This window comes from Streptomyces griseus subsp. griseus (assembly GCF_003610995.1).
Classification (GTDB): domain Bacteria; phylum Actinomycetota; class Actinomycetes; order Streptomycetales; family Streptomycetaceae; genus Streptomyces.
The window spans coordinates 5,457,307-5,480,418 of the sequence record NZ_CP032543.1; the positions used below are offsets into that span (position 1 = coordinate 5,457,307).

Sequence of the window (23,112 nt, forward strand, 5' to 3'; positions counted from 1 at the left end):
GGACCCGGCCGCCCCGGCCGCGCCCCGCCCCACCCCTTCCACCCTCCGCCGGATCGCCCCGACCCGGCAGCCCTTCCCTGGAGTCGCCATGTCGTCACGCCGTCGCACCACGCTCAGAGCGGTCGCCGCAGCCACCGTCGTGATCGCCCTCGCCGCCGGATGCTCGAACGCCAACTCCGGTGCCAACAAAGGCGGCGGGGCCTCCGCCACCGGCGTACTGACCCTCGGCAAGCCGGACGGGCCGCAGACCAACAACAGCAACCCCTTCCTCAGCACCTCGGCGGGCGCCACTCTCGGCTACCGGTTCATGATCTACGAGCCGCTGGCCATGACGAACATGATCAAGCCCGCAGACAAGGCGGACCCGTGGCTGGCCACCGACTGGGACTGGCAGGACAACTTCACCAAGGTCACCTTCACGCTGGACGAGCGGGCGAAGTGGGCCGACGGCAAGGACCTCACGGCCGCCGACGTGGAGTACACGTTCAACCTCTTGAAGAAGCACCCGGCGCTCAACGGCAACGGGATCCCCTTCGACGGGATCGCGGTCGAGGACGGGAAGGTCGTCCTGACCTTCAAGGAGTCCCAGTTCGTCAACCAGAACAAGATCATCCAGACGTTCATCGTGCCCAAGCACATCTGGGAGAAGGTCGACAACCCGGAGACCTGGCCCAACCGGACGCCCGTCGGCTCCGGCCCGTACAAGCTGAAGACGTTCACCCCGCAGACCACCACCCTGATCGCCACGCCGGCCTACTGGAACGGCAAGACCAAGGTCAAGGAGCTGCGCTACACCGCGTACAACGACAACAGCGCCGCCACCACCGCGCTGGCCACCGGCAAGGTCGAGTGGTCCTTCGTCTTCATGCCCAACCACAAGCAGCTCTTCATCGACAAGGACCCCAAGAACCACAAGCTGTGGTTCCCCTCCGGCCTCGGCATCCACGGCCTCTGGTTCAACACCGCCCGCAAGCCCTTCGACAACCCGGCGCTCCGCAAGGCGATGGCGATGGTCGTCGACCGCAAGGCCATCCACATCCAGGCCCAGGCCACGCTCTACCCGGAGATCACCAACCCGACCGGCATCCCGCTCCCGGCCGGTGATCCCTTCCTCGCCCCCGAGTACCAGAGCGCCAACACCAAGCCCGATGTCGCCGGAGCGAAGAAGCTGCTCGACGAAGCCGGCTTCAAGCTGAGCGGCGGGGTGCTCAAGGACCCGTCCGGCAAGCCGGTGACGCTCACCTTCACCGACCCGGCCGGCTGGAACGACTACATCACCGGTCTCGCGATCATCAAGGACAACATCAAGGAACTCGGCATCGAGGCCAAGGTCAAGACCCAGACCGCCGAGGCCTGGGGCGTGGACGTGGCCAACGGCAACTTCGACGCCACCCTGCACTGGACCAACAGCGGTGCCACGCCCTACGACATGTACCAGAACGTCATGGACGGGGCGATCCTCCAGCCCATCGGCAAGAGCTCCCAGGCGGGCAACTTCGGCCGCTTCAAGAACGACGAGGCGACCGCCGCCCTCAAGGAGTACGCCAACGCCAAGGACGAGCAGACCCGCACCAAGGCGATGCACCTCCTGCAGAAGATCTTCGTGGAGCAGGCGCCCATGATCCCGACGGCCGCCGCCCCGATCGGCGCCGAGTACTCCACCAAGAACTGGATCGGCTGGCCCACCGAGGCCAACCCCTACGCCCCGCCGCAGCACACCCAGCCCAGCGCGCTGGAGATCGTGCTGAACCTCACGCCCGCCAAGTAAGCACGGGGAAGAACCGGCCATGACCACCGATCAGTCCGAGACCGCGCGCACCGGCACCGATGTGGTGCTGGAAGCGCGCGGGGTGACCAAGCACTTTCCCCTGCGCCGCACCGCGCGCGACCTGTTCGCCCGCGAGCGCCGCAGCGTCCACGCCGTCGACGACGTCTCGCTCCGGCTCCGGCGCGGCACCGTCACGGCCCTGGTGGGGGAGTCCGGCTCGGGCAAGTCCACCGTCGCCCGCCTGCTCGCCCAGCTCTACCCGCTCACCTCGGGCGAGATACGGCTGGGCGGCAAGCCCGTCGTCGCCGGTCGCGGCCGGTCCTTCCGCCGTTACGTACGCCGGGTCCAGCTGATCTTCCAGGACCCGTTCGCCTCGCTGAACCCGGTGCACACCGTGCGCTACCACCTGACCCGCGCCCTGAAGATCCACGGCCGGGCGGGCAGCGGGGACAAGGAGCTGGAGCAGGCCCTCACCGATCTGCTGAACCGGGTCCAGCTCACCCCGCCCCACCAGTACCTGGACAAGTTCCCGCACGAGCTGTCCGGCGGGCAGCGCCAGCGCGTCGCCATCGCCCGCGCGCTCGGCGCCGACCCGCAGGTCCTCCTCGCCGACGAGCCGGTCTCCATGCTGGACGTGTCGATCCGGCTCGGCGTCCTCAACCTGCTCCGCGACCTCAAGGAGCGGCTGCACCTGGCGATCCTCTACATCACCCATGACATCGCCTCTGCCCGCTACTTCGCGGACACCACCCTCGTCATGTACGCGGGCCGGATCGTCGAGGGCGGCGACAGCGAGAGGGTCACCCAGCGCCCCGCCCACCCCTACACGCAGCTCCTCATCGCCTCCGCGCCCGACCCGGACCGGGTCGTCGCCGAGGAGGAGCAGGAGGAGACCGGCACCGGCGAGCCACCCTCCCTCATCGCCCCGCCGGCCGGCTGCCGCTTCCACCCCCGCTGCCCCAAGGCCATGGAGCGCTGCCGCACCGAACTCCCGCCGCGCTTCGACCTGGTGGACGGGCAGTGGGCGGCCTGCTGGCTGTACGACGGCACCACCACCGCCGCCGAGAAGGAGGCCTCCCGGTGAAGTACCTCCTCCAACGGCTCGCCTTCTACGCCGTCACCGCCTGGGCCGCCATCACCATCAACTTCCTCATCCCGCGCCTGATGCCCGGCGACCCGGTCCAGGCCCTGCTCAGCCGCTACCAGGGCCAGCTGGACACCAAGGCCATCGACTCCCTCAAGGCGCTCTTCGGCCTCGACGAGCAGCAGTCGCTCTGGCAGCAGTACACCGACTACTGGGCCCACCTCCTCGACGGAGACCTCGGCCTCTCCTTCACCTTCTTCCCGACCCCGGTCAGCGAGGTGATCGTCCAGTCCCTGCCCTGGACGCTCGCCCTGGTCGGCGTCACCACGCTCCTCAGCTTCGTCCTGGGCACCGGCATCGGCGTCTACAGCGGCTGGAAGCGCGGCTCCTGGCTGGACGGACTGCTGCCCGTCACCACCTTCATCTCCTCCATCCCCTACTTCTGGCTCGGCCTCATCGCCATCGCCCTGTTCGCCGAGAAGTGGTCCCTCTTCCCGAACTCCGGCGGTTACGACAGCGCCCTCGTCCCGGCCTTCGACTGGCCGTTCATCTCCAGCGCGCTCTACCACGCCTTCCTGCCCGGCGTGACGATCGTGCTGAGCGCGGTGGCCGGCTGGATCCTCGGCATGCGGAACATGATGGTCACCGTCTCCTCCGAGGACTACGTGATGGTGGCGCAGGCCAAGGGGCTCTCCGAGCGGCGTGTGATGTTCGGCTACGCGGCCCGCAACGCGGTCCTCCCCAACATCTCCGGCTTCGCCCTCTCCCTCGGCTTCATCGTCGGCGGCACGCTGCTGGTGGAGATGGTCTTCACCTATCCGGGCATCGGCTTCCAGCTGCTCCAGGCGGTCGGCGCCAAGGACTACCCGCTGATGCAGGGCGTCTTCCTGATCATCACGCTCTCCGTCCTGGCCGCCAACCTCCTGGCCGACCTCGTCTACGCCGCCCTCGACCCCCGCACCCGGAAGGAGGCGTAGACCTCGTGTCCATCACCGCCACCGATGTCGCCGTCCTGGACGGCGCGCCCGCACCCGAGGCGCCCACCCGCCGGGCCCGGCTCCGGTTCCTGCGTGGGGGCAAGACCCGTACCGGGCTGCTCATGCTCGGGTTCTTCGTCCTGCTGGCCGTCATCGGCCCGTGGATCGCCCCGTACGACCCCGACGCGATGAGCGACCAGCTCCTCCAACCGCCCTCCGGGGCACACTGGTTCGGGACCACCCACACCGGTCAGGACGTCCTCTCCCAGATCCTCGTGGGCACCCGGGGCGTCCTGATCGTCGGGTTCGTCGCGGCGGTCATCGCCACCGTGCTGTCCGTCCTCATCGGGGTCAGCGCCGGATTCCTCGGCGGGGCCGTCGACGAGGTCCTCTCCGCGCTCGCCAACATCTTCCTGGTGCTGCCCGGCCTCCCGCTGATCATCATCGTCGCGAGCTTCGTCCCGGACACCGGCGACCTGCTCATCGCCTTCGCCATTGCCCTGACCTCCTGGGCCTGGGGCTCGCGCATCCTGCGCGCCCAGACGCTGTCGCTGCGCCGCCGCGACTACGTGGAGGCGGCCCGCGCCACCGGCGAGTCCACCTGGCGGATCATCCTCTTCGAGATCATGCCGAACCTCACCGCCGTGATCGCCTCCGGCTTCGTCGGCACGGTCATCTTCGCCGTCCTCACCGAGATCACCCTCGCCTTCATCGGCGTCGCGGACATCTCGCACTGGAACTGGGGCACGGTCCTCTTCTGGGCCCAGTCCAACCAGGCCCTCGCCCAGGGTGCCTGGTGGTGGTTCGTCCCGGCCGGACTCTGCATCGCCCTGCTGGGCACCGCGCTCGCCCTCATCAACTTCGGCATCGACGAGTTCGTCAACCCGCGCCTGCGCACCGCCACCGGCTCCTCCCGGAAGGTGAAGATGCGCGTCGGCTTCACCCCCGTCGCCCGCAAGCCGCTGAGCGCCGACCACCGCCAGCACAGCAGCAAGGAGCCGCGCCCATGAGCGCCGAGCCGGTCCTCACCATCAGCGGACTCAACGTCGACTACGGCACCGACGAGCGGGCCGTGCACGCCCTGCGGGACATCGACCTCACCCTCCACCGGGGCGAAGTCCTCGGCCTGGCAGGGGAGTCGGGGTCGGGCAAGTCGACCCTCGCGTATGCCGTGACCCGGCTGCTCCAGCCGCCCGGGGTGATCACCGGGGGAGACGTCCACTACCACCGGCCGGGCGGCGACCGCCTCGACATCCTCTCGCTCTCCCCGGAACAGCTCCGCGCCTTCCGCTGGCAGGAGCTGTCCATCGTGTTCCAGGGGGCGATGAACTCCCTCAACCCGGTGCACACGGTCCACAGCCAGCTCACCGACGTACTGAAGGCCCACCGCCCCGATCTGAGGAAGGCCCAGCGCACGGACCGGGCCATGGAGTTGCTCAGTCTGGTCGGGATCTCCACCGACCGGCTCGCCGCCTACCCGCACCAGCTCTCCGGCGGCATGCGGCAGCGTGTGATGATCGCGATGGCGCTCGCCCTGGAGCCCGAGATCGTCATCATGGACGAGCCGACGACCGCGCTGGACGTGGTGATGCAGCGCCAGATCCTGCGGCGGCTGGTCCAGTTGAGGGAACAGCTCAACTTCTCCGTCGTGTTCATCACCCACGACATCTCGCTCCTGATCGAATTCTCGGACCGGATCGCGATCATGTACGGGGGCCGCATCGTGGAGGAGGCGGGCGCGGCCGAGATCTACCGCGACCCCCGCCACCCCTACAGCGACGGCCTGCTCCACTCCTTCCCCGCGCTCCACGGCCCGCGCCGCGAGCTGACCGGCATCCCCGGCTCGCCCCCGCACCTGTCCGCGATGCCCGCCGGGTGCGCCTTCCACCCTCGCTGCGGCAAGGCGTTCGAGCCGTGCGGCGTACAGGTCCCGCCGCTGGCCGCCCCGGCCCTGTCACCCGCAGAAGACCGCCGCACGGTCGCCTGCCATCTGCACGCCTGACCCGGCGGCCCCACCAGGCCCCTACGTAACGGAGACCGGATGAACCTCGCCACCACCCCGCAGCGAATCCTCCGACCCACCGCGGTACGCGGGCTCCCGGCCGGCTTCCGCTGGGGCGTCGCCACCTCCGCGTACCAGATCGAGGGAGCCGCCGCCGAGGACGGCCGCACCCCGTCCATCTGGGACACCTTCTGCCGGGTGCCCGGCGCCGTCGAGGGCGGTGAGAACGGGGACGTGGCCTGCGACCACTACCACCGGATGCCCGAGGACGTGGAGCTGATCGCGGGCCTGGGCGTCGACACGTACCGCTTCTCGCTGGCCTGGCCCCGCATCCAGCCGGGCGGCCGGGGGCCGGCCAACGCCAAGGGGCTGGACTTCTACAAGCGGCTGGTGGACGAGCTCCAGGGGCGGGGCGTCACCCCGTGGATCACCCTCTACCACTGGGACCTGCCGCAGGAGCTGGAGGACGCGGGCGGCTGGCCCGCGCGGGACACGGCCCTGCGGTTCGCGGAGTACGCCTCGCTCGCCTACGAGGCGCTCGGCGACCGGGTGGAGCACTGGACCACGCTGAACGAGCCCTGGTGCTCGGCGGTGCTCGGTTACGCGGAGGGCGTCCACGCCCCCGGCCGCAGGGACTTCGGCGCCTCCCTGCACGCCGTCCACCACCTGCTCCTGGGCCACGGCCTGGCCGCGCGGGCGATGCGGGACGCGGCGGGGAGCAACCCGCTGGAGCTCGGCATCACCCTCAACCTGGGCACCGCCACCCCCGAGACGCCGAGCGAGGCCGACCGGGAGGCCTGCCGCCGCGCCGACGGCATGGGCACCCGCCTCTACCTGGACCCGCTCGTCCATGGCCGCTACCCGCGGGACATCGTCGCTGACCTGGCCGCCCGCAACGTCGAACTTCCGATACGGGAGGGTGACTTGGCGGCCATCTCCACGCCGCTGGACATCCTCGGCGTCAACTTCTACCGGGGCATGCAGTTCTCCGGCGCCACCGAGGACGGATCGGTGACCGACGCCGAAGGGCTGCCCGTGGTCCGGGTGGTGGAGCGGGAGCTGCCGCGTACGGCCATGGACTGGGAGATCACCCCGACCGAACTCACCGATCTGCTGGTGCGGTTGGAGAACGACTACGGGCTCCCGACCGTCATCACCGAGAACGGCGCCGCCTTCGATGACACCGTCACCGCCGACGGCTCGGTCCCCGACGCCGACCGGACCGCCTACCTCGCCGACCACATCGACGCCGTCGTCGCCGCCCGCGCCCAAGGGGCTGACGTGCGGGGCTACTTCGCGTGGTCGCTGATGGACAACTTCGAGTGGGCCTACGGCTACGGCAAGCGGTTCGGCATCGTCCGCGTCGACTACACCACCCAGGCCCGCACCCTCAAGGACAGCGCCAAGTGGTACCGCGACACGATCCGGCTCACCCGGGACGAGCAGCGGTAACGTCCAGGCGCACCCCGGACTCCACCGTGTGATGCGTCAACACCACTGATCCGTGAAACGGTTCGGCCTGACCGGCCCTGAATGAGAGCGCTCTCAGAATGTCTGACACCCCGTACCGCCGCCCCCGTAAGGGCAGAAGCAGACCGGCGACCGCCTTCCTGGCCGCCGCCGCGATCCTGGCCACCCTGCTCGCCGGGGCCGCGCCCAGCCAGGCCGCCGCCGACGACCCGGCCCCCGTCCTCATCGACCGCTTCGAGGGCGAGGTGCCGCTCGGCAACAACCCGCCCGCCGACGCCATCTTCACCTGGGGCGGCAACGCCACCGACCACCCGCAGCTCAGGCTCGCCGACCGCTCGGACGCCCCCGAGGGCGAGCGGGTCCTCGAAGGCTCCTACGACATCACCGCCTACGGCGGGTTCAGCCACGAGTTCGCCGTCGACACCCCGCCCCAGAACTGGACCGCCCACCAGGGCATCCGCTTCTGGTGGTACGGCCAGAACAAGGCGCCCCTGCCGCCCGGTTCGGGCAAGCGCATCCACTTCGAGATCAAGGACGGCGGCGCCAACGGCGGCGCGTCCGAGCTGTGGACCACCTCCTTCACCGACGACTGGGAAGGCTGGCAGCAGGTCGAGATCCCCTTCGCGGACTTCGTCTACCGCGCCGACTACCAGCCCGTCGGCGGCATCGACCAGATCCTCGGCCTGAACGAGATGTGGGGCTACGCCTTCACCTTCCCGCCCGGCGCCCCCGGCACCTTCGCCCTGGACGCCGTGGAGCTCTACGGCAAGGCGGACCCGGCGCTCACCGCGAGCGTGGTCACCGACACGGCCGTGCGCCCGGTGAGGAACGGCACCAGCGCCGACCTCACCCTCTCCGTCGCCACGACCGGCTCGGCCCCCACCGAGGAGCCCATCACCGTCACGTACGCCACCCAGGGCGGCACGGCGGTCGCGGGCAAGGACTACACCCCGGTCACCGGCAGCCACACCTTCCCCGCGGGCACCGCGTCCGGCACCGCGCACAAGGTCACCATCCGCACGGCGAAGTCGTCCACGCCCTCCGAGGCGAAGACGATCCCTCTCGAGGTGACCGTCACCGGCGCCAAGGCCCCCAAGGAGAACCCGCAGGTCGTCATCGACGCCCACGGACTCCCGTACCAGAACGCCAAGCTGCCGGTGAAGCAGCGCGTCGCCGACCTGCTGGCCCGCATGTCACCCGCCGAGAAGGCCGGCCAGATGACCCAGGCCGAGCGCAACGCCCTGCGCCTGCCCGGTGACATCGCCGCCTACGACCTCGGCTCGCTGCTCTCCGGCGGCGGCTCGGTCCCCACCCCCAACACGGCCGCCGCCTGGGCCAAGATGGTCGACGCCTACCAGCTGCGCGCCCAGGCCACCCGCTTCCAGATCCCGCTGATCTACGGCGTGGACGCGGTGCACGGCCACAACAACGTCATCGGCGCGACGATCATGCCGCACAACATCGGCATCGGCGCGGGCCGCGACCCGAGGAGCGCCGAGAGGACGGGCGCCATCACCGCCAGGGAAGTCCGCGCCACCGGCATCCCGTGGGACTTCGCCCCCTGCGTCTGCGTCACCCGCGACGAGCGCTGGGGCCGCTCCTACGAGGCCTTCGGTGAGGACCCGGCGCTGGTCGAGGCCATGGAGACGGTCATCCAGGGCATGCAGGGCGACCCCTCCGGCAAGGACCTGCACCGCAACGACAAGGTCCTCGGCAGCGCGAAGCACTTCGTCGGCGACGGCGGCACCGAGTACGGCTCCGCCACCACCGGCTCGTACACGATCGACCAGGGCATCACCAAGGTCACCCGCCAGGAGCTGGAGGCGGTGCACCTGTCGCCGTTCGCGGAGTCGGTCAAGCGGGGCGTGGGCACGGTCATGCCGTCGTACTCCTCCCTCGACATCCTGGGCGACGGCAAGGGCCCGGTGAAGATGCACGCCAACGCCGAGATGATCAACGGCGTCCTCAAGGACCGCATGGGCTTCGAGGGCTTCGTCATCAGCGACTGGCAGGCCATCGACCAGATCCCCGGCGACTACCCGAGCGACGTCCGTACGTCGATCAACGCCGGACTCGACATGATCATGGTTCCGACCGCGTACCAGGAATTCACCAAGACACTCAAGGAAGAGGTCGCGGCGGGCCGGATCAGCCAGGCCCGGATCGACGACGCGGTCTCCCGCATCCTCACCCAGAAGTTCCGCCTCGGCCTCTTCGAGAAGCCGTACGCGGACACCACACACCTCGGCAAGGTCGGCTCGCCCGAGCACCGCGCGGTGGCCCGCGAGGCGGCCGCCAAGTCGCAGGTGCTGCTGAAGAACGACGGGGCCGTCCTGCCGCTCAAGCCGAACCAGAAGGTCTACGTCGCCGGGTCCAACGCCGACGACATCGGCAACCAGGCCGGCGGCTGGACGATCAGCTGGCAGGGCTCCTCCGGGAAGACCACTCCCGGCACGACGATCCTGGAGGGGATGAGGAAGGCGGCGAAGAACCCCGACTCCGTCACCTACTCGAAGGACGCCTCGGCAGCCACGGACGGTCACGACGTCGGCGTGGTGGTCGTCGGCGAGACGCCGTACGCCGAAGGCATCGGTGACGTCGGCAACGGCCACGACCTGGAGCTGACGGCCGCCGACAAGGCCGCCGTCGACAAGGTCTGCGCCGCCATGAAGTGCGCGGTCCTCATCGTCTCGGGCCGCCCGCAGCTCATCGGCGACCAGCTCGGCAGGATCAACGCGCTGGTGGCCTCCTGGCTGCCGGGCTCCGAGGGCGACGGCGTCGCGGACGTCCTCTACGGCAAGCGCGCCTTCACCGGCCAGCTGCCGGTGACCTGGCCGAAGTCCGAGGCGCAGCTCCCCATCAACGTGGGAGACACGGCCTACGACCCGCAGTTCCCGTACGGCTGGGGCCTGACCACCCTGAACAGGCCCCCGGCCGGTGGCGAGCTGACCCTCGCGGCTCTCGCCGTCGCCGCCCAGGTCGCCCAGAAGGCGAAGCTGGGGAAGACCCCGGCGGGCAAGGCGATCGTGGACCAGGCGCGGCTGCTGGTCCAGCAGAAGATCAACGGGAGGTTCACGCAGGCGGTCTCGAAGCCGTTCGCGGAGGCGGACCACCTGCTGCTCAAGGGCGACCTGACGGGCGCGGTGGCCAAGCTGCGCACGGCGTACAGGGCCGCCTAGCGGTCCGGTGCCATCCGGTGCTCCGGGCGGGCGACGGCGTTTGTCGCCCGCCTGGAGTAGCGTTAAGTATGAGGAAACGGTTCTTCCCCTCGCTGCTGGCGGGCCTGCTGCTCATCATGGCGGCGGCCGCACTCGCCCTGACCTCCCCTGCGTCGGCCGCCCCCGCGGCGACGATCACCGATGCCGCCCAGGCCCTGCGCGAGGACCCGGTCTATGTGGACCCGGCCGCCCGCGATCAGCTCTCCGTCGCTGACGAGAAGGCCCTGGAAGCCACCATCCGGAACGCGGACAAGCCGGTCTTCGTCGCCGTGCTGCCCGACACCGATGCCTTCCCCGCGGAAAGCCTCCTCCGGACCCTGCGCAACGACACCGGCATCACCGGCCTCTACGCGGTACGCCTCGGCGACGGCTTCAACGCGGGCGCGGACCCGCAGGTCATGCCGACGAGGGCGGTCGAGAACCTGACCGCGTCCGTCAAGACCTCCGCCACCGCCACCGATGCTTCGGCCCAGCTCGACGCCTTCGTCGACCGGGCCGTCGAACAGGCCCGGGGCACCGCCCCCGCCTCCTGGTCCGGCGGTGGCGGCGCGGCCGACGACCCCGGCGCCCCGGTCGCCGGTCTGATCACGCTCGGCGCCCTGGTGGCGGCGGGCGGCGCGGGCGCGTACGCGATCTCGCGCCGGAACAAGCGGCGGAAGGCGGAGGAGGAGCGGGCGGCCCTCGACAAGCTGCGGGTCGTGGTGGACGAGGACATCACGGCGTACGGCGAGACGCTGGAACGCCTGGACTTCCACCCCGCCGAACCGGGCGCCGACGACACCATGCGCGGCGACTACGAACGGGCCCTGGACTCCTACGAGAGCGCCAAGACGAGGATGGAGAAGGCCGCGCACCCCTCGGACGTGCGGGGGTCACCCAGTCCCTGGAGGACGGCCGCTACTCCCTCGCGGTCCTGGAGGCCCGCCGCACGGGCGCGGAGATACCGGCCCGCCGCCCGCCGTGCTTCTTCGACCCACGGCACGGCCCCTCGGTCGCCGATGTGCTCTGGACCCCCTCGGGCGGCGCGTCCCGCGAGGTCCCGGTCTGCGGCGCCGACGAGATCCGGCTGACGCGGGGCGAGGACCCGATGAGCCGTACGGTCGACGTCGGCGACGGCAACCGCCGCCCGTACTGGGAGGCGGGCCCGGCCTACGGCCCCTGGGCCGGCGGCTACTTCGGCGGCGGCCTGCTCCCCGGCCTTCTGGTCGGCACGATGCTCGGCTCCATGCTCGCCACTCCGGCGTACGCCTCCGAGTACGGCGGCGGTGACTTCGGCGGTGGGGAGTGGGGCGGCGGCGACTTCTCCGGCTCCGACTTCGACTCGTCCGGCTTCGGCGGGGGAGGCGGCTTCGGGGACGGGGGCGGCTTCGGAGACGGCGGAGGGTTCGGCGGCGGTGACTTCGGCGGCGGCTTCTAGCGGGCCGCCGGCCGGGAAGCCGCTACCGCACCGTCCACCACACGAGCACGCCCGCGAGGACGATCAACGAGCACAGCACCACATTGATCCGCCTGTAGTCGACGAGGACGGCGGCGAACTCGCGGAGGGTCGCGTTGGGCCAGAAGTACGCGGCGGTGGGGGAGCCCACGACCTGTCCGCGGATCTCCATCCGGCGGGCGGTGAGGGCGGCGCGGAACGCGTGGTAGTTGTTCGTGACCACGACGCACCGGTAGTCGGGCTTCGCCTCCTCCATGATGGCCTTGCTGAACCGCAGGTTCTCCTCGGTGTTCGTCGACCGGTCCTCCCGCCGGATCAGATGGGCCGGAAATCCCTCGGCCACCAGGTGGTCGGCCATGGCGTGCGACTCCGGCAGCTTCTCGTCCGGCCCCTGCCCGCCCGAGGTGATGAGGATGGGCGAGCCCCCGCGCCTGGCGAGCCGCGCGTGCACGGCCCGCCCCCGCCTGAGGCGGCTCGCGAGGAGCGGCGGCACGGTGGAGCCGCCGATGAGCCCGGACCCCAGCACCACGACGAAGTCGGCCTTACGCCGCACCCGCAGGCGCCCGTAGAGGAACGCGTAACAGACGAAGCACAGGAACAGGAACGAGAAGTAGAGCGCCAGCCCACCGGTGGCGGCCGCCACCGCGATGAGCGCCGGACTCCGTACGCTCACCGCGGCGGCCAGCAGCGCGACCACCCCGACGATGGCGAGGGCGGCGCCCAGCGAGAGCAGATTGGACGGGCTCCGCCCCTCTTTCCGCAGCATCCGTACGCCGTTGACGAAGAGGAAGTACGTCAGCAGAAGGACGGCCACCGCCCCGAGCGTCAACAACGCCCAGGCCGCGACCGCGCCCGAGGTGGACTCGGACCGGATGAGCCGGTACAGCCAGGCGGCCAGGGCGCAGAGCACGGCGAGCCCCAGAACGACGGCGTTGCTGAACTTCCTGCGGTCGTGCAGAACGCTCACACAGAAGACGAGGAGAAGGAGCGCCGCGGGGGCGTAGACGAGCATGGGCACAGGGTAGGGGGCGGGGTCCGGGCGGGGAACGGCGAGGTGGGGCCCGGCGTCGGCCGGAGAGGGGCGCTGTGTCAGGCTGCGGCGCGTGGGGTGGACATACAAGGTGCACGGGGGAGGTGCGCCGGGCGGACCGAGGCGTCGCGGACCGGTGACGCCTGCGGCCGGGCCGCGAAAATTCAGGGCGTGCCCTTTCCAGGGGCTGAGCCGTTGAACCGGTCATGAAGAAGCGAAGCGTTCTCGCCGCCGTCACTCTCGCCACCGGAGCGGTCATCGCCGCCATCGCCCCGCACCCCGGAGGCGGGGACACCGCCCACGCGGCCGAGCCGCCCATCAGCCTGGGCGCGCTGGACAACGTCGGCGATCTCGGCAAGGTGGTCGACGGCGCGGCGGACACGGCCTCCTCCACGGCAGGCACGGTGACCACGACCCTCTCCGACGCCCGCTTCAGCTGAGCCGACGGACAGAGACACCGACACCGTCACAGCCACAGGCGGCCCACCGGGAAGAACCGGTGGGCCGCCTTCCGCGTGCCCGGCTCTCCCCCGACCGATCCGGGCATGGATCGGTCGGGTCCGGCAGGCTGCTCCCTTCCTACGGTGAACGGGAAGGGAAGGCGGGACAAGGTTGCTGGACCGACTGAACGAGGCCATGGAGTACCTCGAGTCGCATCTCGGAGGGCGCATCGAGGCCGCAGACCTCGCGCGCACCGCGATGACCTCGGAATACCACTTCCGCCGGATGTTCTCGGCGCCGGCGGGCGTTCCGCTCGCGGAGTACATCCGCCGTCGCCGTATGACCCTCGCGGGCGCGGAAGCGTTCCGGGTGGTGGGGAGGCGGGCACGCGTTCCGCTGATCCATGAGGGGCCGAATCAAGCCATTGCGGAGTTCATCCGAGGCATCGGCCGGGAGGAGCTGGACCGCATCGAGGCCCTCTCCGACCAGGAGCCCGCCGGGCTGCCCGGGGTGAGCGACCAGCTCGACCCGAGCCGGGCGGAGGGCACCGAGCTCGACTACCACCACGGGGTGGTGACGGGGCGGCAGGAGCCTCCGGCGGACTGGGACTCCCTTGCCGTGCCTGCCGGTTCCTGGGCGGTCTTCGAGAGTGAGGGCGAGTTCCCGCAGGCCCTCCGGCACCTCTGGCGGGACGTCTTCACTCAGTGGTTCCCGTCGAACCCGTACGCCTCCCGGCCGGACCCGGAGATCCTGCGGGTGCGGTTGTACGAGGAGGGGAAGCGGGCGGAGGCCGAGCTCTGGATCCCGGTGGAGCGCGCGCACCGTGGGCCGAGCGCGTAGGCGGAAAAACGCTGGTTTACGGCCAGGGGCATATGCGCTCCCTTACTGGTCCAGACCTATTGTGCGGAGGCTTGCCGCTCGCTAGCTTTCTCTCGGCGGCGCGCGCTGGCCGGTTCGGCTCTTCCCATTCGCTGATGCACCGTCATGTGCATCGACTGAAAACGGAGTTACCGATATGCGTACACGAATCACCGCGCTCGCGGTCACCGCGGTGGCGGCGGCTGCGATGGTCCTCGGCACGGCCTCCACCGCCTCGGCGACCGGCCCCGGCTTCTGGCTCCGCAGCCACCACAGCAGCCTGGCGGAGTGTCAGGCGGTCGGGAACGCCGGCGCTGACAATGCTCTCTGGAGCCGCGTCTTCATCTGCAACCCGTACGCGGGCAAGCCCGGCGTGTACGAGCTGTGGGTGCGCTACTAGGCCGTGTTGTAGAAGTGGGCTCGTTCCCTCGTCTCGCGCCGAGATGATCTCGGTGTGAGACGAGGGGATCTCGCCGGCGGGCGGTGGGCGGCCTCCTGCTTTCGACCGCGAGGACCACGTGGCCCGGTACGCGGTCGAGTGCGGGATCGCCGGCCCGGGCTGTCGGTTCTCTGTGTCATGCTGACCGCGACCAGGGTCGACCGCGCGACGGAGAGGTGACGATGGGGGCTCAGTACTACGGCGCCGACAGCGAGAACGGCGACCGCATCGACGACCCCTCCGAGGACGCGCTGTTCATGATGATCAGCGACCTCAACGACTCCGACAACACCTTCGTGATGGTCCAGCCCGACGAGGACGACCCCGCGTGGTTCGCTTCCGTGGCCGTCCTGGACGGAGGCGGCTACGAGATCGTCCGACGAGACACCACCCGCAACGAGCACGGGATCGCCACAGCGGCCAGTGCCGACGACATCGCCCGCGACCTCACCGTATGGATGGCCGCCCGCGACTTCCCCGGGCGGCCGAGCAGGCAGGTCAGCGAGTTCTGAAACGCGGTCAGGACCGCCCCGCGCCCATGAAGGCCGCCCCGCTTCCGGCCGTGATGCCGGGGGGCTCCAGCGCCCGGTCCGGCTGAGCCGAACGGCGCAGGCAGAGGCCAGGACGGCCCATCGGTGCTCTCGGAGGGCCGCTTTGCCCTGCTATGTCGGCCACGGAAATGACGTGAACTCTCCTGTTGGTGCGCCTTCGTCCTGGGGCGGCGAAGCCGTACGGGGAACATCGACGGGTTACTCATCGAGCAGGGCGCCACGCGGCGGGCGCGGCGGGCGCGGAGGGACATGCGCTGGACGCGGACCGGCCCGCGCCGCATCGCGCGTCGGTCCCGGCCGGCGCGTTCGCCCACATCCGCGGGGGCCGTTCGTGATGGTGGTGTGGTGCGGGTCCGATCGTGAGTGACCTTGCCGTTTCGGCAAGCGTATTTGTCGTTCCGTCCGCCCCGGGCGCACCATCTCCATCAACTGGAGGTGGTCCGCATGACGAGCAGGACGGACGTGAGCGACATGAGGCGGCAGCGGTACGACGTGGTGATCGTGGGAGGCGGGGCGGCCGGCCTCAGCGGGGCGCTTACCCTGGCGCGGGCCCGGCGGTCGGTGCTGGTGATCGACGCGGGGGAGCCCCGTAACGCTCCCGCGTCCCATGTCCACAACTACCTGGGCCGTGAGTCGACCCCGCCCGGGGAGCTGCTGGCGATCGGCCGGGACGAGGTGGCCGGATACGGCGGGGAGATCGTCGAAGGTCGGGTGGCCACGGCCGAGCGGCTGCCGGAGGACGGCGGCTTCCGCGTCGTGCTGGAGGACGGCACCGCGGTGGAGGCGCGCAGGCTGCTGGTGACGACGGGGCTGGTGGACGAGTTGCCGCCGGTGCCGGGGCTGGCGGAGCGGTGGGGGCGTGAGGTGCTGCACTGCCCGTACTGCCACGGGCGCGAGGTGGCGGACCGCCCGATCGGGGTGCTGTCCACCGGCCCCTTCGCCGTACATCAGGCGCTGATGTGGCGGCAGTGGAGCGATGACGTCACCCTCTTCCGCCACACGGGTCCGGAGCCGACGGACGAGGAGTATGAGCAGCTCGCCGCGCGCGGGGTGGCGGTGGTGGACGGCGAGGTGACGGGCCTGGAGGTCACGGACGACCGCTTCACCGGCGTACGCCTGGCGGGCGGCCGGGTGATTCCGCGCGAGGCCCTCGTGATCCAGGCCCGGTTCACCGCCCGCTCGGCCGTACTCGAATCGCTGGGGCTGGTCCCGGTCGCGCAGGAGATGGGCGGTGAGGTGATCGGCACGTACGTCCCCACCGACCCGGTCGGCGCGACGGAGGTCCCCGGTGTCTGGGCGGCGGGCAACGTCACCCGCCTCACCGAGCAGGTCATCGGTGCCGCCGCCGCCGGGCTGATGGCGGGGAGCGCGATCAACGGCGACCTGATCGCCGAGGACACCCGTACGGCGGTGGAGGCGCGGCGGCGCGGCTGAGGGCGAGAGCGCGCCTCCTCCCGCGATCCGGTCGCGGACGCGGCCACGAGAGCACGGCCGTGAGGAGGCCGCCCGCCCACCCCGAGAACGCGGCCGGCTCGCCCTGAGCGCGGGCCGTCATGGCCGGGGGCTCCGCAGGTGCCCGCCGCCTGCGATGGTCCTGGGTGGTGGGGGTGGAGTGCTGGGCTGGGGGCGGCGGCTTTGCGCCGGATCACGATCTATTTCCGGCAAGTGGCCTACAAGGTAGGCAAGTTGAGGGGAATCTTTCAACGCCTCAACGCCTCAACGGCCGACTGTGAAGGGTGCCCCTCATGTCCAGCGTCTTCCGCACGCTCCTCGTGCCCGCTCTGCTCGCCCTGACGTCCTTCGCCCTGCCGTCACCTGTCGCGGCGGCCGCCGCGGCACCGGCCGCCGGGACCATGTGCCTGAACAGCAACTATCCGACGACCCGCATCGTCAACGTCGCTTCGTGCAACTCCGGTTCCAGCCAGCGCTGGACCGTCAGCGGTGAGGCGATCCACCAGTCCGCGCACCCGGGTATGTGCCTGACCAGCGACTACCCGAGGACCCGGATCGTCAATGTCGAGCCGTGCGACTCCGGGACCCGGCAGCGCTGGACCGTCAGCGGTGAGGCGATCTACCAGTCCGCGCACCCGGGCATGTGCCTGTCCAGTGACCACCCGAGGACCAGGATCGTGAACGTGGAGCCGTGCAACCCGTCCGGGATCCGCCAGCACTGGACCGGGCAGGGCGAGCAGATCAGCATGACCCTCGTCTGATGCCCTGATGCCCTGATGCCCTGAGCCGTCGTCAGGGCCCGTCGGAGCTTCTCCGCCCCTACTGCGGTGCGCCCTGCCGCTGGGACTTCTGAGCCGCGCCTGCCGCGCGCAGGGCGATGCCCGCCCAGACGCCCGCCAGGACCACCGCGGCCGCCGCCATCGCGGCCAGCTCCGGTGTCTCCGGACGCCAGCCCAGGGAGAGGCGCGTGCCGATGAAGAGGAGGATGACGGCGATCGTGCCCGGCGAGGGGACCGGCACCCGGGCCGCCGCTGCTCGCAGGATCGCGGCCGCCGCCAGGCCGGTGACGGCCCAGGCGCCGACGTACGTCCACGGCGACCCCGGGGCGGCGGTGAGCAGCCCGTAGTCGTCGGGGCCCAGGCGGAACAGCGAGCCGGCCCAGCCCAGGCCCACCCCGAAGGCGGCGACGCCCACCACCCAGAGGGCGTGGCGCCACAACGGGCCCGGGCGTACGGTCACTTCGTCGTCTGCGGCGCCGCCCGGATCGGACGGGTCCAGGAAATCCATCACGTCCGTACAGACGCACGAAGGGGGCCGGGCGTTCCGTCGGACGGGCCCGTGAACCGGCCGCGGGCCTCCTCGATATGGCCGAGGTGCCGCTGGGTCCAGTCGCACATGAGGTGGACCGTCCCCCGCAGGCCCTGGCCCGGCTCGGTGAGGGTGTACTCGACCTTCGGCGGCACGGTGGGGTGCACGGTCCTGTCGACCAGGCCGTTGCGCTCCAGCATGCGCAGGTTCTGGGTGAGCATCTTGTGGCTGATGCCCTCGACCTCCTTCAGGACCTCGCTGAAGCGCAGGGTGCTGTCACCGAGGGCCTCGATGATCAGGAGCGCCCACTTGTTGGCGACGTCCGAGAAGATCTCCCGCGCCAGGGAGTCCGCGCGGCGCAGGTCCGCCTCGTCGGGCGAGCCGCTGAACTGCTGGGTCACCATGAGGTTCCTCCGTCACCGAAAAGTGCGTTCTTCCACGTCAGGGCTGACTCTCCTACGGTTCCTGAGTAACCACAAGAGACCGACAGGTCTTCACGAGGAGGCGCGGAACATGGCCATCACACTGCTGGACCCCGAGGGGCTGCCGAAGGTCGGCGTGTACCGGCAGGTCGCGGTCGCGACGGGCTCGAAGCTCGTCTTCGTCGCCGGGCAGGTCGCCTGGGACGCGGACGGCACCAAGGTCGGTGAGGGCGACCTCGCCGCCCAGGTGGAGCGGTGCTACCTGAACATCGGGACCGCCCTGGCCGGGGCCGGCGGCTCCTTCGCGGACGTGGTGAAGCTGACGGTGTACGTCGTCGACTGGACGCCCGACAAGATGCCGCGGTTCCTGGAGGGCGCGGCCCGGGCGGCGGAGAAGCTGGGCACCACCCCGGTCCCGCCGGGCACGCTCGTGGGAGTCGCGGCCCTCGACGTACCGGAGCATCTGGTCGAGATCGAGGCGACGGCGGTCCTGGACTGAGCCGGGGCCGAGGCCGGGGCCGGGGCCGGTGCGGGACCCCGGCCCGAGGCCCGGGCGCCGCCCCTCCCCGTACGGCGTAACGCCGCCCGGCGGATGACGGACCCCCGGGGCCGAGGAGCACGCCGGAGCCATGTGTGAGCTTCCGTTACGGGGATACGCGGAGGGGACCGGGCGCCACAGGGGTGCCGGTACGTCGGCAACGTAAAGGGAGAATTTCGTGGGCATCATCGCCTGGATCCTCATCGGCCTGTTCGCGGGACTCATCGCCAAGGCGCTGACGCCGGGCAAGGACCCGGGGGGCTGCCTCGTGACGATCGTGATCGGCATCGTGGGCGGTCTGCTCGGCGGCTGGCTGGGCAAGGTGATCTTCGGTGTGGACTCGATCGACGGATTCTTCAGCCTGTCGACGTGGATCGCCGCCATCGTCGGTTCGGTGATCGTTCTGCTGCTCTACCGCGTGGTCACGGGCCAGCGCTCCCGCTGACCGGGCCCGGCGCCTCGGAACGGATCGGTCCTCGACTTCCTCGACATCGTCTTCCCCGACGTCCTCGACGGGTCGATTCGTCCGTGTTTGCCTACATTGGCAGGGGGTCAGTAGGGCAGCTATAGCAGGAGCCATCGCCGACACGTCCGCGGAAGACAGACAAGAGGAAACGACGACATGACCGACACCTCGCGCAAGCCGACCACCTCCGACTCGGGCGCCCCGGTGGAGAGCGACGAGCATTCGCTCACCGTCGGCCCGGGCGGGCCGATCCTGCTCCAGGACTCGTACCTGATCGAGCAGATGGCCCAGTTCAACCGCGAACGCATCCCCGAGCGGCAGCCGCACGCCAAGGGCAGCGGCGCGTTCGGGAAGTTCGAGGTGACCGCGGACGTCTCCGCGTACACGAAGGCCGCGCTCTTCCAGCCCGGCACCACGACCGACCTGGTGGCCCGGTTCTCCACCGTCGCGGGCGAGCGCGGCAGCCCGGACACCTGGCGGGACCCGCGCGGCTTCGCGGTGAAGTTCTACACCAGCGAGGGCAACTACGACATGGTGGGCAACAACACCCCCGTGTTCTTCGTGAAGGACCCGATGAAGTTCCAGCACTTCATCCGGTCCCAGAAACGCCGGGCGGACAACAACCTCCGCGACCACGACATGCAGTGGGACTTCTGGACGCTCTCCCCGGAGTCGGCCCACCAGGTCACCTGGCTGATGGGCGACCGGGGCATCCCGCGCACCTGGCGCCACATGAACGGCTACACCTCCCACACGTACATGTGGATCAACGAGGCGGGCCAGCGGTTCTGGGTGAAGTACCACTTCAAGACCGACCAGGGCATCGAGACGTTCACGCAGGACGAGGCCGACCAGATGGCCTCCGCGGACACGGATTACCACACGCGTGATCTGTTCGAGCACATCCGCGACGGCGAGTACCCGAGCTGGACGCTGAAGGTCCAGATCATGCCGTACGAGGAGGCGAAGGACTACCGGTTCAACCCGTTCGACCTGACCAAGGTGTGGCCGCACGCCGACTACCCGCTGATCGAGGTCGGCCGGATGACGCTGGACCGCAACCCCACGGACAACCACGCCGAGATCGAGCAGGCGGCGTTCCAGCCGAACAACTTCGTCCCAGGCATCGGCCCGAGCCCGGACCGCATGCTTCTGGGACGCCTGTTCAGCTACGCGGACGCGCACCGCTACCGCATCGGCGGCAACTACCAGCAGCTGCCCGTCAACGCTCCCGTCGCCCCGGTGCACACGTACTCCAAGGACGGGGCGATGGCGTACCGGAAGACCAGCGACCCGGTCTACGCCCCGAACTCCAAGGGCGGCCCGGCGGCCGACACGGAGCGCCACGGCACCCCGCCGAGCTGGTACGCCGACGGCGACATCACCCGGGCGGCCTACGTCGACCACGCCGAGGACGACGACTGGGGCCAGGCGGGCACCATGGTCCGCGAGGTCCTGGACGACGCGGCCCGGGACCGGCTGGTGGACAACGTGGTCGGCCACCTGCTGAACGGCGTGACCGAGCCGGTGCTCCAGCGGGCGTTCGCGTACTGGTCGAACATCGACAGCACCATCGGCGAGCGCATCGAGCAGGGCGTGCGCGCGAAGTCCGGCGAGAAGGACCCGAAGGCGGCGGACCAGGGCAACCCGGCCCGCTCGTCGATGCAGCACAAGGCCTGAGGCGAGGGCTCACCCCTCCCCGGGACCACGGCACAGGCCCCCTTCCCCGCTGTCGGCGGGGGCGGGGGCCTGACGTGTGCCGTGGGTCAGCAGGTCACTCCGCCGCCCCCTCCACCGTCTCCCACGTCTGAGGCACCCACACCCCCGACCGGCGCAGCGCGTTCGAGCAGTGGCGGAAGATCTCGTCTATCTCCACGACCAGGGCGAGCTTCGGGCGCCGGCCCTTCACGGTCATCGCGTCGAAGAACGGGGCGTCCGTGAGGATGCGGGCGCGGCCGTTGACGCGGAGGACGTCCATCGCGCCGGGGATCAGGTAGAGCAGGCCCACGTGCGGGTTGGACAGGATGTTGTGGAAGCTGTCCGCCCTGCGGTTGCCCAGGCGGTCGGGGAGGGCCAGCGTGGCGGGGTCCAGGACGTGGGTGAAACCGGGGCCGTCGCCGCGCGGGGTGACGTCGCAGTTGCCGGACGCGTCGGACGTGGAGACCGCGCAGAACGGGGAGCGGGCCAGCAGCTCCAGGTCGTCCTCGGTGAGCCGGTCGTGGACCTTGTCGATCACGATGGGGTGCGGGGTGCCCAGGATCTCGCGCAGCTCCTCCGCCGAGCCCAGGGGCACGGCTCCGGCCAGTGGGCCGGAGAAGGGGGCGGCGGCGGGATCGGCGGCGGCGTCGGCGGCGTACGGCAAGGAAGCGCTCCGGGCTTGTGGGGTGCGGCGGTGTGGGGGCGGACCGGCGCTGTTAGGGTGACCTTACTTTGGGCGCCCTGTACTGCCTCCTCCGGGGTGCCCGGGTGCGGACGGCCGCGCGCCGGGGCGCCCCCTGCCCGAACGCGCCGATGAGCAAGGGTGAGACACCGTGCACAACCGTATTCCGGTCGCCGCCGTCCCGGGGGCCGGGCCGTGAGCGGCTCCGTCCTCCCGCGCGAGGAGAGAACGACGGGCGGCGGCAGGGAAGCGCGGGCCAGGCGCAGCCGGCCCGTCCTCGCCCTCGGGCTCCTGGCCGCCCTCGGTGTGCTCGTGCTCGCCGTCGTGGCGAGCCTCGCCATCGGCTCCGGGGACGTGCCGTTCCGCGATGTGCTGCCCGGCGTCCTCGACCCCGACCTCACCGTCAAGGGCCAGCTGGTCATCCAGGAGGTCCGCATCCCGCGTACCGTCGCCGGGCTGCTCGCCGGGGCGGCGCTCGGCCTCGCGGGGACCGTCATGCAGGGCGTCGCCCGTAACCCCCTCGCCGACCCCCAGCTCCTGGGCATCAACGCGGGCGCCTCCGTCGCCGTCGTCTGCTCCATCACGCTGCTCGGCTTCACCGTCGCCACCCAGTTCATCTGGTTCGGCTTCCTCGGCGCCCTGCTCGCCGCCCTCCTCGTCTACGGGGTCGGCTCGCTCGGCCGGGAAGGCGCGACCCCGGTCAAGCTGGCCCTCGCGGGCGCCGCCACCAGCGCCGTACTCACCTCGGTCACCAGCGCGATCCTGCTCCAGGACCGCGGGAGCTACGACCAGTTCCGGTTCTGGCAGCTCGGGGCGCTGACCGCCCGCTCCTCCGAGGTGCTCTGGCAGGTCTCCCCGTTCATCCTCGTCGGGGCCGTCCTCGCCCTCTCGCTCGGGCCGCAGCTCAACGCCCTCTCCCTCGGCGACGACCTCGCGCGCGGCCTCGGCCAGCGGGTCGGGGCCGCCCGCATGGTCTCCGCCCTCGCCGTGGTCGTGCTCTGCGGCGCCGCCACCGTCGTCGCCGGGCCGATCGGCTTCGTCGGCCTCGCCGTACCGCACGCCGCCCGCCTCATCACCGGACCCGACTACCGCTGGGTGCTCCCGTACAGCATGGTTCTCGCCCCGATCATGCTGCTCTTCGCCGACATCGTCGGACGGGTGATCGCCCCGCCCGGCGAGGTGCAGGTCGGTGTGATCACCGCCGCGATCGGCTGCGTCCCCTTCATCTGGCTGGTCCGGCGCAGGAAGCTGGTGGAACTGTGAGCCCGGGACC

Annotated in this window: 21 protein-coding genes and 1 pseudogene; 18 read left to right on the forward strand and 4 right to left on the reverse strand. The window is 70.8% G+C overall.

What is annotated here, in order from left to right; translation table 11 throughout:
* Positions 1–88: 88 nt before the first annotated feature.
* The 8 genes and pseudogenes from D6270_RS24720 to D6270_RS24755 all read left to right on the forward strand — a co-directional run bounded on the left by D6270_RS24720 (position 89) and on the right by D6270_RS24755 (position 11,936).
* Positions 89–1,768 carry an ABC transporter substrate-binding protein gene (locus D6270_RS24720; protein ID WP_109163441.1) on the forward strand — a complete coding sequence of 560 codons (1,680 nt, stop codon included), beginning with the start codon at positions 89–91 and terminating at the stop codon, positions 1,766–1,768.
* Between the two features lie 19 nt (positions 1,769–1,787).
* Positions 1,788–2,852 (forward strand): ABC transporter ATP-binding protein, encoded by a 1,065-nt coding sequence (locus D6270_RS24725; RefSeq protein ID WP_109163440.1) that lies wholly within the window; start codon positions 1,788–1,790, stop codon positions 2,850–2,852.
* On the forward strand, positions 2,849–3,829 hold the full coding sequence (locus D6270_RS24730; protein ID WP_109163439.1) for an ABC transporter permease: 981 nt from the start codon (positions 2,849–2,851) through the stop codon (positions 3,827–3,829). Before D6270_RS24725 ends, D6270_RS24730 begins: the two co-directional genes overlap by 4 nt.
* Before the next feature lie 5 nt (positions 3,830–3,834).
* Positions 3,835–4,839 carry an ABC transporter permease gene (locus tag D6270_RS24735; RefSeq protein ID WP_109163438.1) on the forward strand — a complete coding sequence of 335 codons (1,005 nt, stop codon included), beginning with the start codon at positions 3,835–3,837 and terminating at the stop codon, positions 4,837–4,839.
* Positions 4,836–5,831 (forward strand): ABC transporter ATP-binding protein, encoded by a 996-nt coding sequence (locus D6270_RS24740; protein ID WP_109163437.1) that lies wholly within the window; start codon positions 4,836–4,838, stop codon positions 5,829–5,831. The genes D6270_RS24735 and D6270_RS24740 overlap by 4 nt, the downstream gene beginning before the upstream one ends.
* Positions 5,832–5,870: 39 nt before the next feature.
* Positions 5,871–7,283: a GH1 family beta-glucosidase gene (locus tag D6270_RS24745; protein WP_109163436.1), complete on the forward strand. Its 1,413-nt coding sequence runs from the start codon at positions 5,871–5,873 to the stop codon at positions 7,281–7,283.
* A gap of 98 nt (positions 7,284–7,381) precedes the next feature.
* Positions 7,382–10,480: a glycoside hydrolase family 3 N-terminal domain-containing protein gene (locus tag D6270_RS24750; RefSeq protein WP_109163435.1), complete on the forward strand. Its 3,099-nt coding sequence runs from the start codon at positions 7,382–7,384 to the stop codon at positions 10,478–10,480.
* A gap of 68 nt (positions 10,481–10,548) precedes the next feature.
* Positions 10,549–11,936: pseudogene (locus D6270_RS24755) on the forward strand (hypothetical protein).
* A gap of 22 nt (positions 11,937–11,958) precedes the next feature.
* On the opposite strand, the gene D6270_RS24765 reads toward D6270_RS24755, so the two are convergent.
* Positions 11,959–12,966, reverse strand: coding sequence for an ElyC/SanA/YdcF family protein (locus D6270_RS24765; protein WP_109163433.1), 1,008 nt, complete (start codon positions 12,964–12,966; stop codon positions 11,959–11,961).
* Between the two features lie 224 nt (positions 12,967–13,190).
* Here D6270_RS24765 and D6270_RS24770 point away from each other — a divergent pair, with 224 nt between their 5' ends.
* From D6270_RS24770 to D6270_RS24795, 6 genes are all read left to right on the forward strand, one after another.
* A complete protein-coding gene (locus D6270_RS24770; RefSeq protein ID WP_109163432.1) occupies positions 13,191–13,424 on the forward strand; it encodes a hypothetical protein in 234 nt (77 codons plus the stop codon).
* Positions 13,425–13,596: 172 nt separating this feature from the next.
* A complete protein-coding gene (locus D6270_RS24775) occupies positions 13,597–14,265 on the forward strand; it encodes an AraC family transcriptional regulator (protein WP_109163431.1) in 669 nt (222 codons plus the stop codon).
* A gap of 175 nt (positions 14,266–14,440) precedes the next feature.
* The gene (locus tag D6270_RS24780; RefSeq protein WP_031124411.1) at positions 14,441–14,683 is read left to right on the forward strand and encodes a hypothetical protein; all 243 of its coding nucleotides are present in this window, start codon (positions 14,441–14,443) and stop codon (positions 14,681–14,683) included.
* A gap of 221 nt (positions 14,684–14,904) precedes the next feature.
* Positions 14,905–15,234: a hypothetical protein gene (locus D6270_RS24785; protein ID WP_109163430.1), complete on the forward strand. Its 330-nt coding sequence runs from the start codon at positions 14,905–14,907 to the stop codon at positions 15,232–15,234.
* A 483-nt stretch (positions 15,235–15,717) separates the two neighbouring features.
* Complete coding sequence (locus D6270_RS24790) at positions 15,718–16,707, forward strand: NAD(P)/FAD-dependent oxidoreductase (RefSeq protein WP_109163429.1); 990 nt, start codon at positions 15,718–15,720, stop codon at positions 16,705–16,707.
* Positions 16,708–17,018: 311 nt separating this feature from the next.
* On the forward strand, positions 17,019–17,486 hold the full coding sequence (locus D6270_RS24795) for an RICIN domain-containing protein (RefSeq protein ID WP_151414721.1): 468 nt from the start codon (positions 17,019–17,021) through the stop codon (positions 17,484–17,486).
* A 58-nt stretch (positions 17,487–17,544) separates the two neighbouring features.
* Here D6270_RS24795 and D6270_RS24800 read toward each other — a convergent pair whose 3' ends face one another.
* Together D6270_RS24800 and D6270_RS24805 are read right to left on the reverse strand one after the other, a co-directional pair.
* Entirely contained in the window at positions 17,545–18,012 is a 468-nt protein-coding gene (locus tag D6270_RS24800; RefSeq protein WP_109163428.1) for a hypothetical protein, read from the reverse strand.
* Complete coding sequence (locus D6270_RS24805) at positions 18,012–18,437, reverse strand: winged helix-turn-helix transcriptional regulator (RefSeq protein ID WP_109163427.1); 426 nt, start codon at positions 18,435–18,437, stop codon at positions 18,012–18,014. The genes D6270_RS24800 and D6270_RS24805 overlap by 1 nt, the downstream gene beginning before the upstream one ends.
* 109 nt (positions 18,438–18,546) lie before the next feature.
* Here D6270_RS24805 and D6270_RS24810 point away from each other — a divergent pair, with 109 nt between their 5' ends.
* The 3 genes from D6270_RS24810 to D6270_RS24820 all read left to right on the forward strand — a co-directional run bounded on the left by D6270_RS24810 (position 18,547) and on the right by D6270_RS24820 (position 21,139).
* Positions 18,547–18,954, forward strand: a complete 408-nt coding sequence (locus D6270_RS24810) for a RidA family protein (protein WP_109163426.1) — start codon at positions 18,547–18,549, stop codon at positions 18,952–18,954.
* Positions 18,955–19,171: 217 nt separating this feature from the next.
* Positions 19,172–19,438: a GlsB/YeaQ/YmgE family stress response membrane protein gene (locus tag D6270_RS24815; RefSeq protein ID WP_109163425.1), complete on the forward strand. Its 267-nt coding sequence runs from the start codon at positions 19,172–19,174 to the stop codon at positions 19,436–19,438.
* Between the two features lie 177 nt (positions 19,439–19,615).
* Positions 19,616–21,139, forward strand: coding sequence for a catalase (locus D6270_RS24820; RefSeq protein ID WP_109163424.1), 1,524 nt, complete (start codon positions 19,616–19,618; stop codon positions 21,137–21,139).
* A gap of 94 nt (positions 21,140–21,233) precedes the next feature.
* On the opposite strand, the gene D6270_RS24825 is transcribed toward D6270_RS24820, so the two are convergent.
* Entirely contained in the window at positions 21,234–21,821 is a 588-nt protein-coding gene (locus D6270_RS24825) for an MSMEG_1061 family FMN-dependent PPOX-type flavoprotein (protein WP_109163423.1), read from the reverse strand.
* Positions 21,822–22,034: 213 nt separating this feature from the next.
* On the opposite strand from D6270_RS24825, the gene D6270_RS24830 reads away from it, so the two are divergent.
* Positions 22,035–23,102, forward strand: a complete 1,068-nt coding sequence (locus tag D6270_RS24830) for a FecCD family ABC transporter permease (protein WP_109163422.1) — start codon at positions 22,035–22,037, stop codon at positions 23,100–23,102.
* Positions 23,103–23,112 lie beyond the last annotated feature (10 nt).

Excerpts from the sequence above, each read along its gene's own strand:
- D6270_RS24720 (WP_109163441.1), top strand. The coding sequence starts at position 89 with ATGTCGTCACGCCGTCGCACCACGCTCAGAGCGGTCGCCGCAGCCACC.
- D6270_RS24725 (WP_109163440.1), top strand. The coding sequence starts at position 1,788 with ATGACCACCGATCAGTCCGAGACCGCGCGCACCGGCACCGATGTGGTG.
- D6270_RS24740 (WP_109163437.1), top strand. The coding sequence starts at position 4,836 with ATGAGCGCCGAGCCGGTCCTCACCATCAGCGGACTCAACGTCGACTAC.
- D6270_RS24745 (WP_109163436.1), top strand. The coding sequence starts at position 5,871 with ATGAACCTCGCCACCACCCCGCAGCGAATCCTCCGACCCACCGCGGTA.
- D6270_RS24750 (WP_109163435.1), top strand. The coding sequence starts at position 7,382 with ATGTCTGACACCCCGTACCGCCGCCCCCGTAAGGGCAGAAGCAGACCG.
- D6270_RS24765 (WP_109163433.1), bottom strand. The coding sequence starts at position 12,966 with ATGCTCGTCTACGCCCCCGCGGCGCTCCTTCTCCTCGTCTTCTGTGTG.
- D6270_RS24770 (WP_109163432.1), top strand. The coding sequence starts at position 13,191 with ATGAAGAAGCGAAGCGTTCTCGCCGCCGTCACTCTCGCCACCGGAGCG.
- D6270_RS24780 (WP_031124411.1), top strand. The coding sequence starts at position 14,441 with ATGCGTACACGAATCACCGCGCTCGCGGTCACCGCGGTGGCGGCGGCT.
- D6270_RS24785 (WP_109163430.1), top strand. The coding sequence starts at position 14,905 with ATGGGGGCTCAGTACTACGGCGCCGACAGCGAGAACGGCGACCGCATC.
- D6270_RS24790 (WP_109163429.1), top strand. The coding sequence starts at position 15,718 with ATGACGAGCAGGACGGACGTGAGCGACATGAGGCGGCAGCGGTACGAC.
- D6270_RS24795 (WP_151414721.1), top strand. The coding sequence starts at position 17,019 with ATGTCCAGCGTCTTCCGCACGCTCCTCGTGCCCGCTCTGCTCGCCCTG.
- D6270_RS24800 (WP_109163428.1), bottom strand. The coding sequence starts at position 18,012 with ATGGATTTCCTGGACCCGTCCGATCCGGGCGGCGCCGCAGACGACGAA.
- D6270_RS24805 (WP_109163427.1), bottom strand. The coding sequence starts at position 18,437 with ATGGTGACCCAGCAGTTCAGCGGCTCGCCCGACGAGGCGGACCTGCGC.
- D6270_RS24810 (WP_109163426.1), top strand. The coding sequence starts at position 18,547 with ATGGCCATCACACTGCTGGACCCCGAGGGGCTGCCGAAGGTCGGCGTG.
- D6270_RS24820 (WP_109163424.1), top strand. The coding sequence starts at position 19,616 with ATGACCGACACCTCGCGCAAGCCGACCACCTCCGACTCGGGCGCCCCG.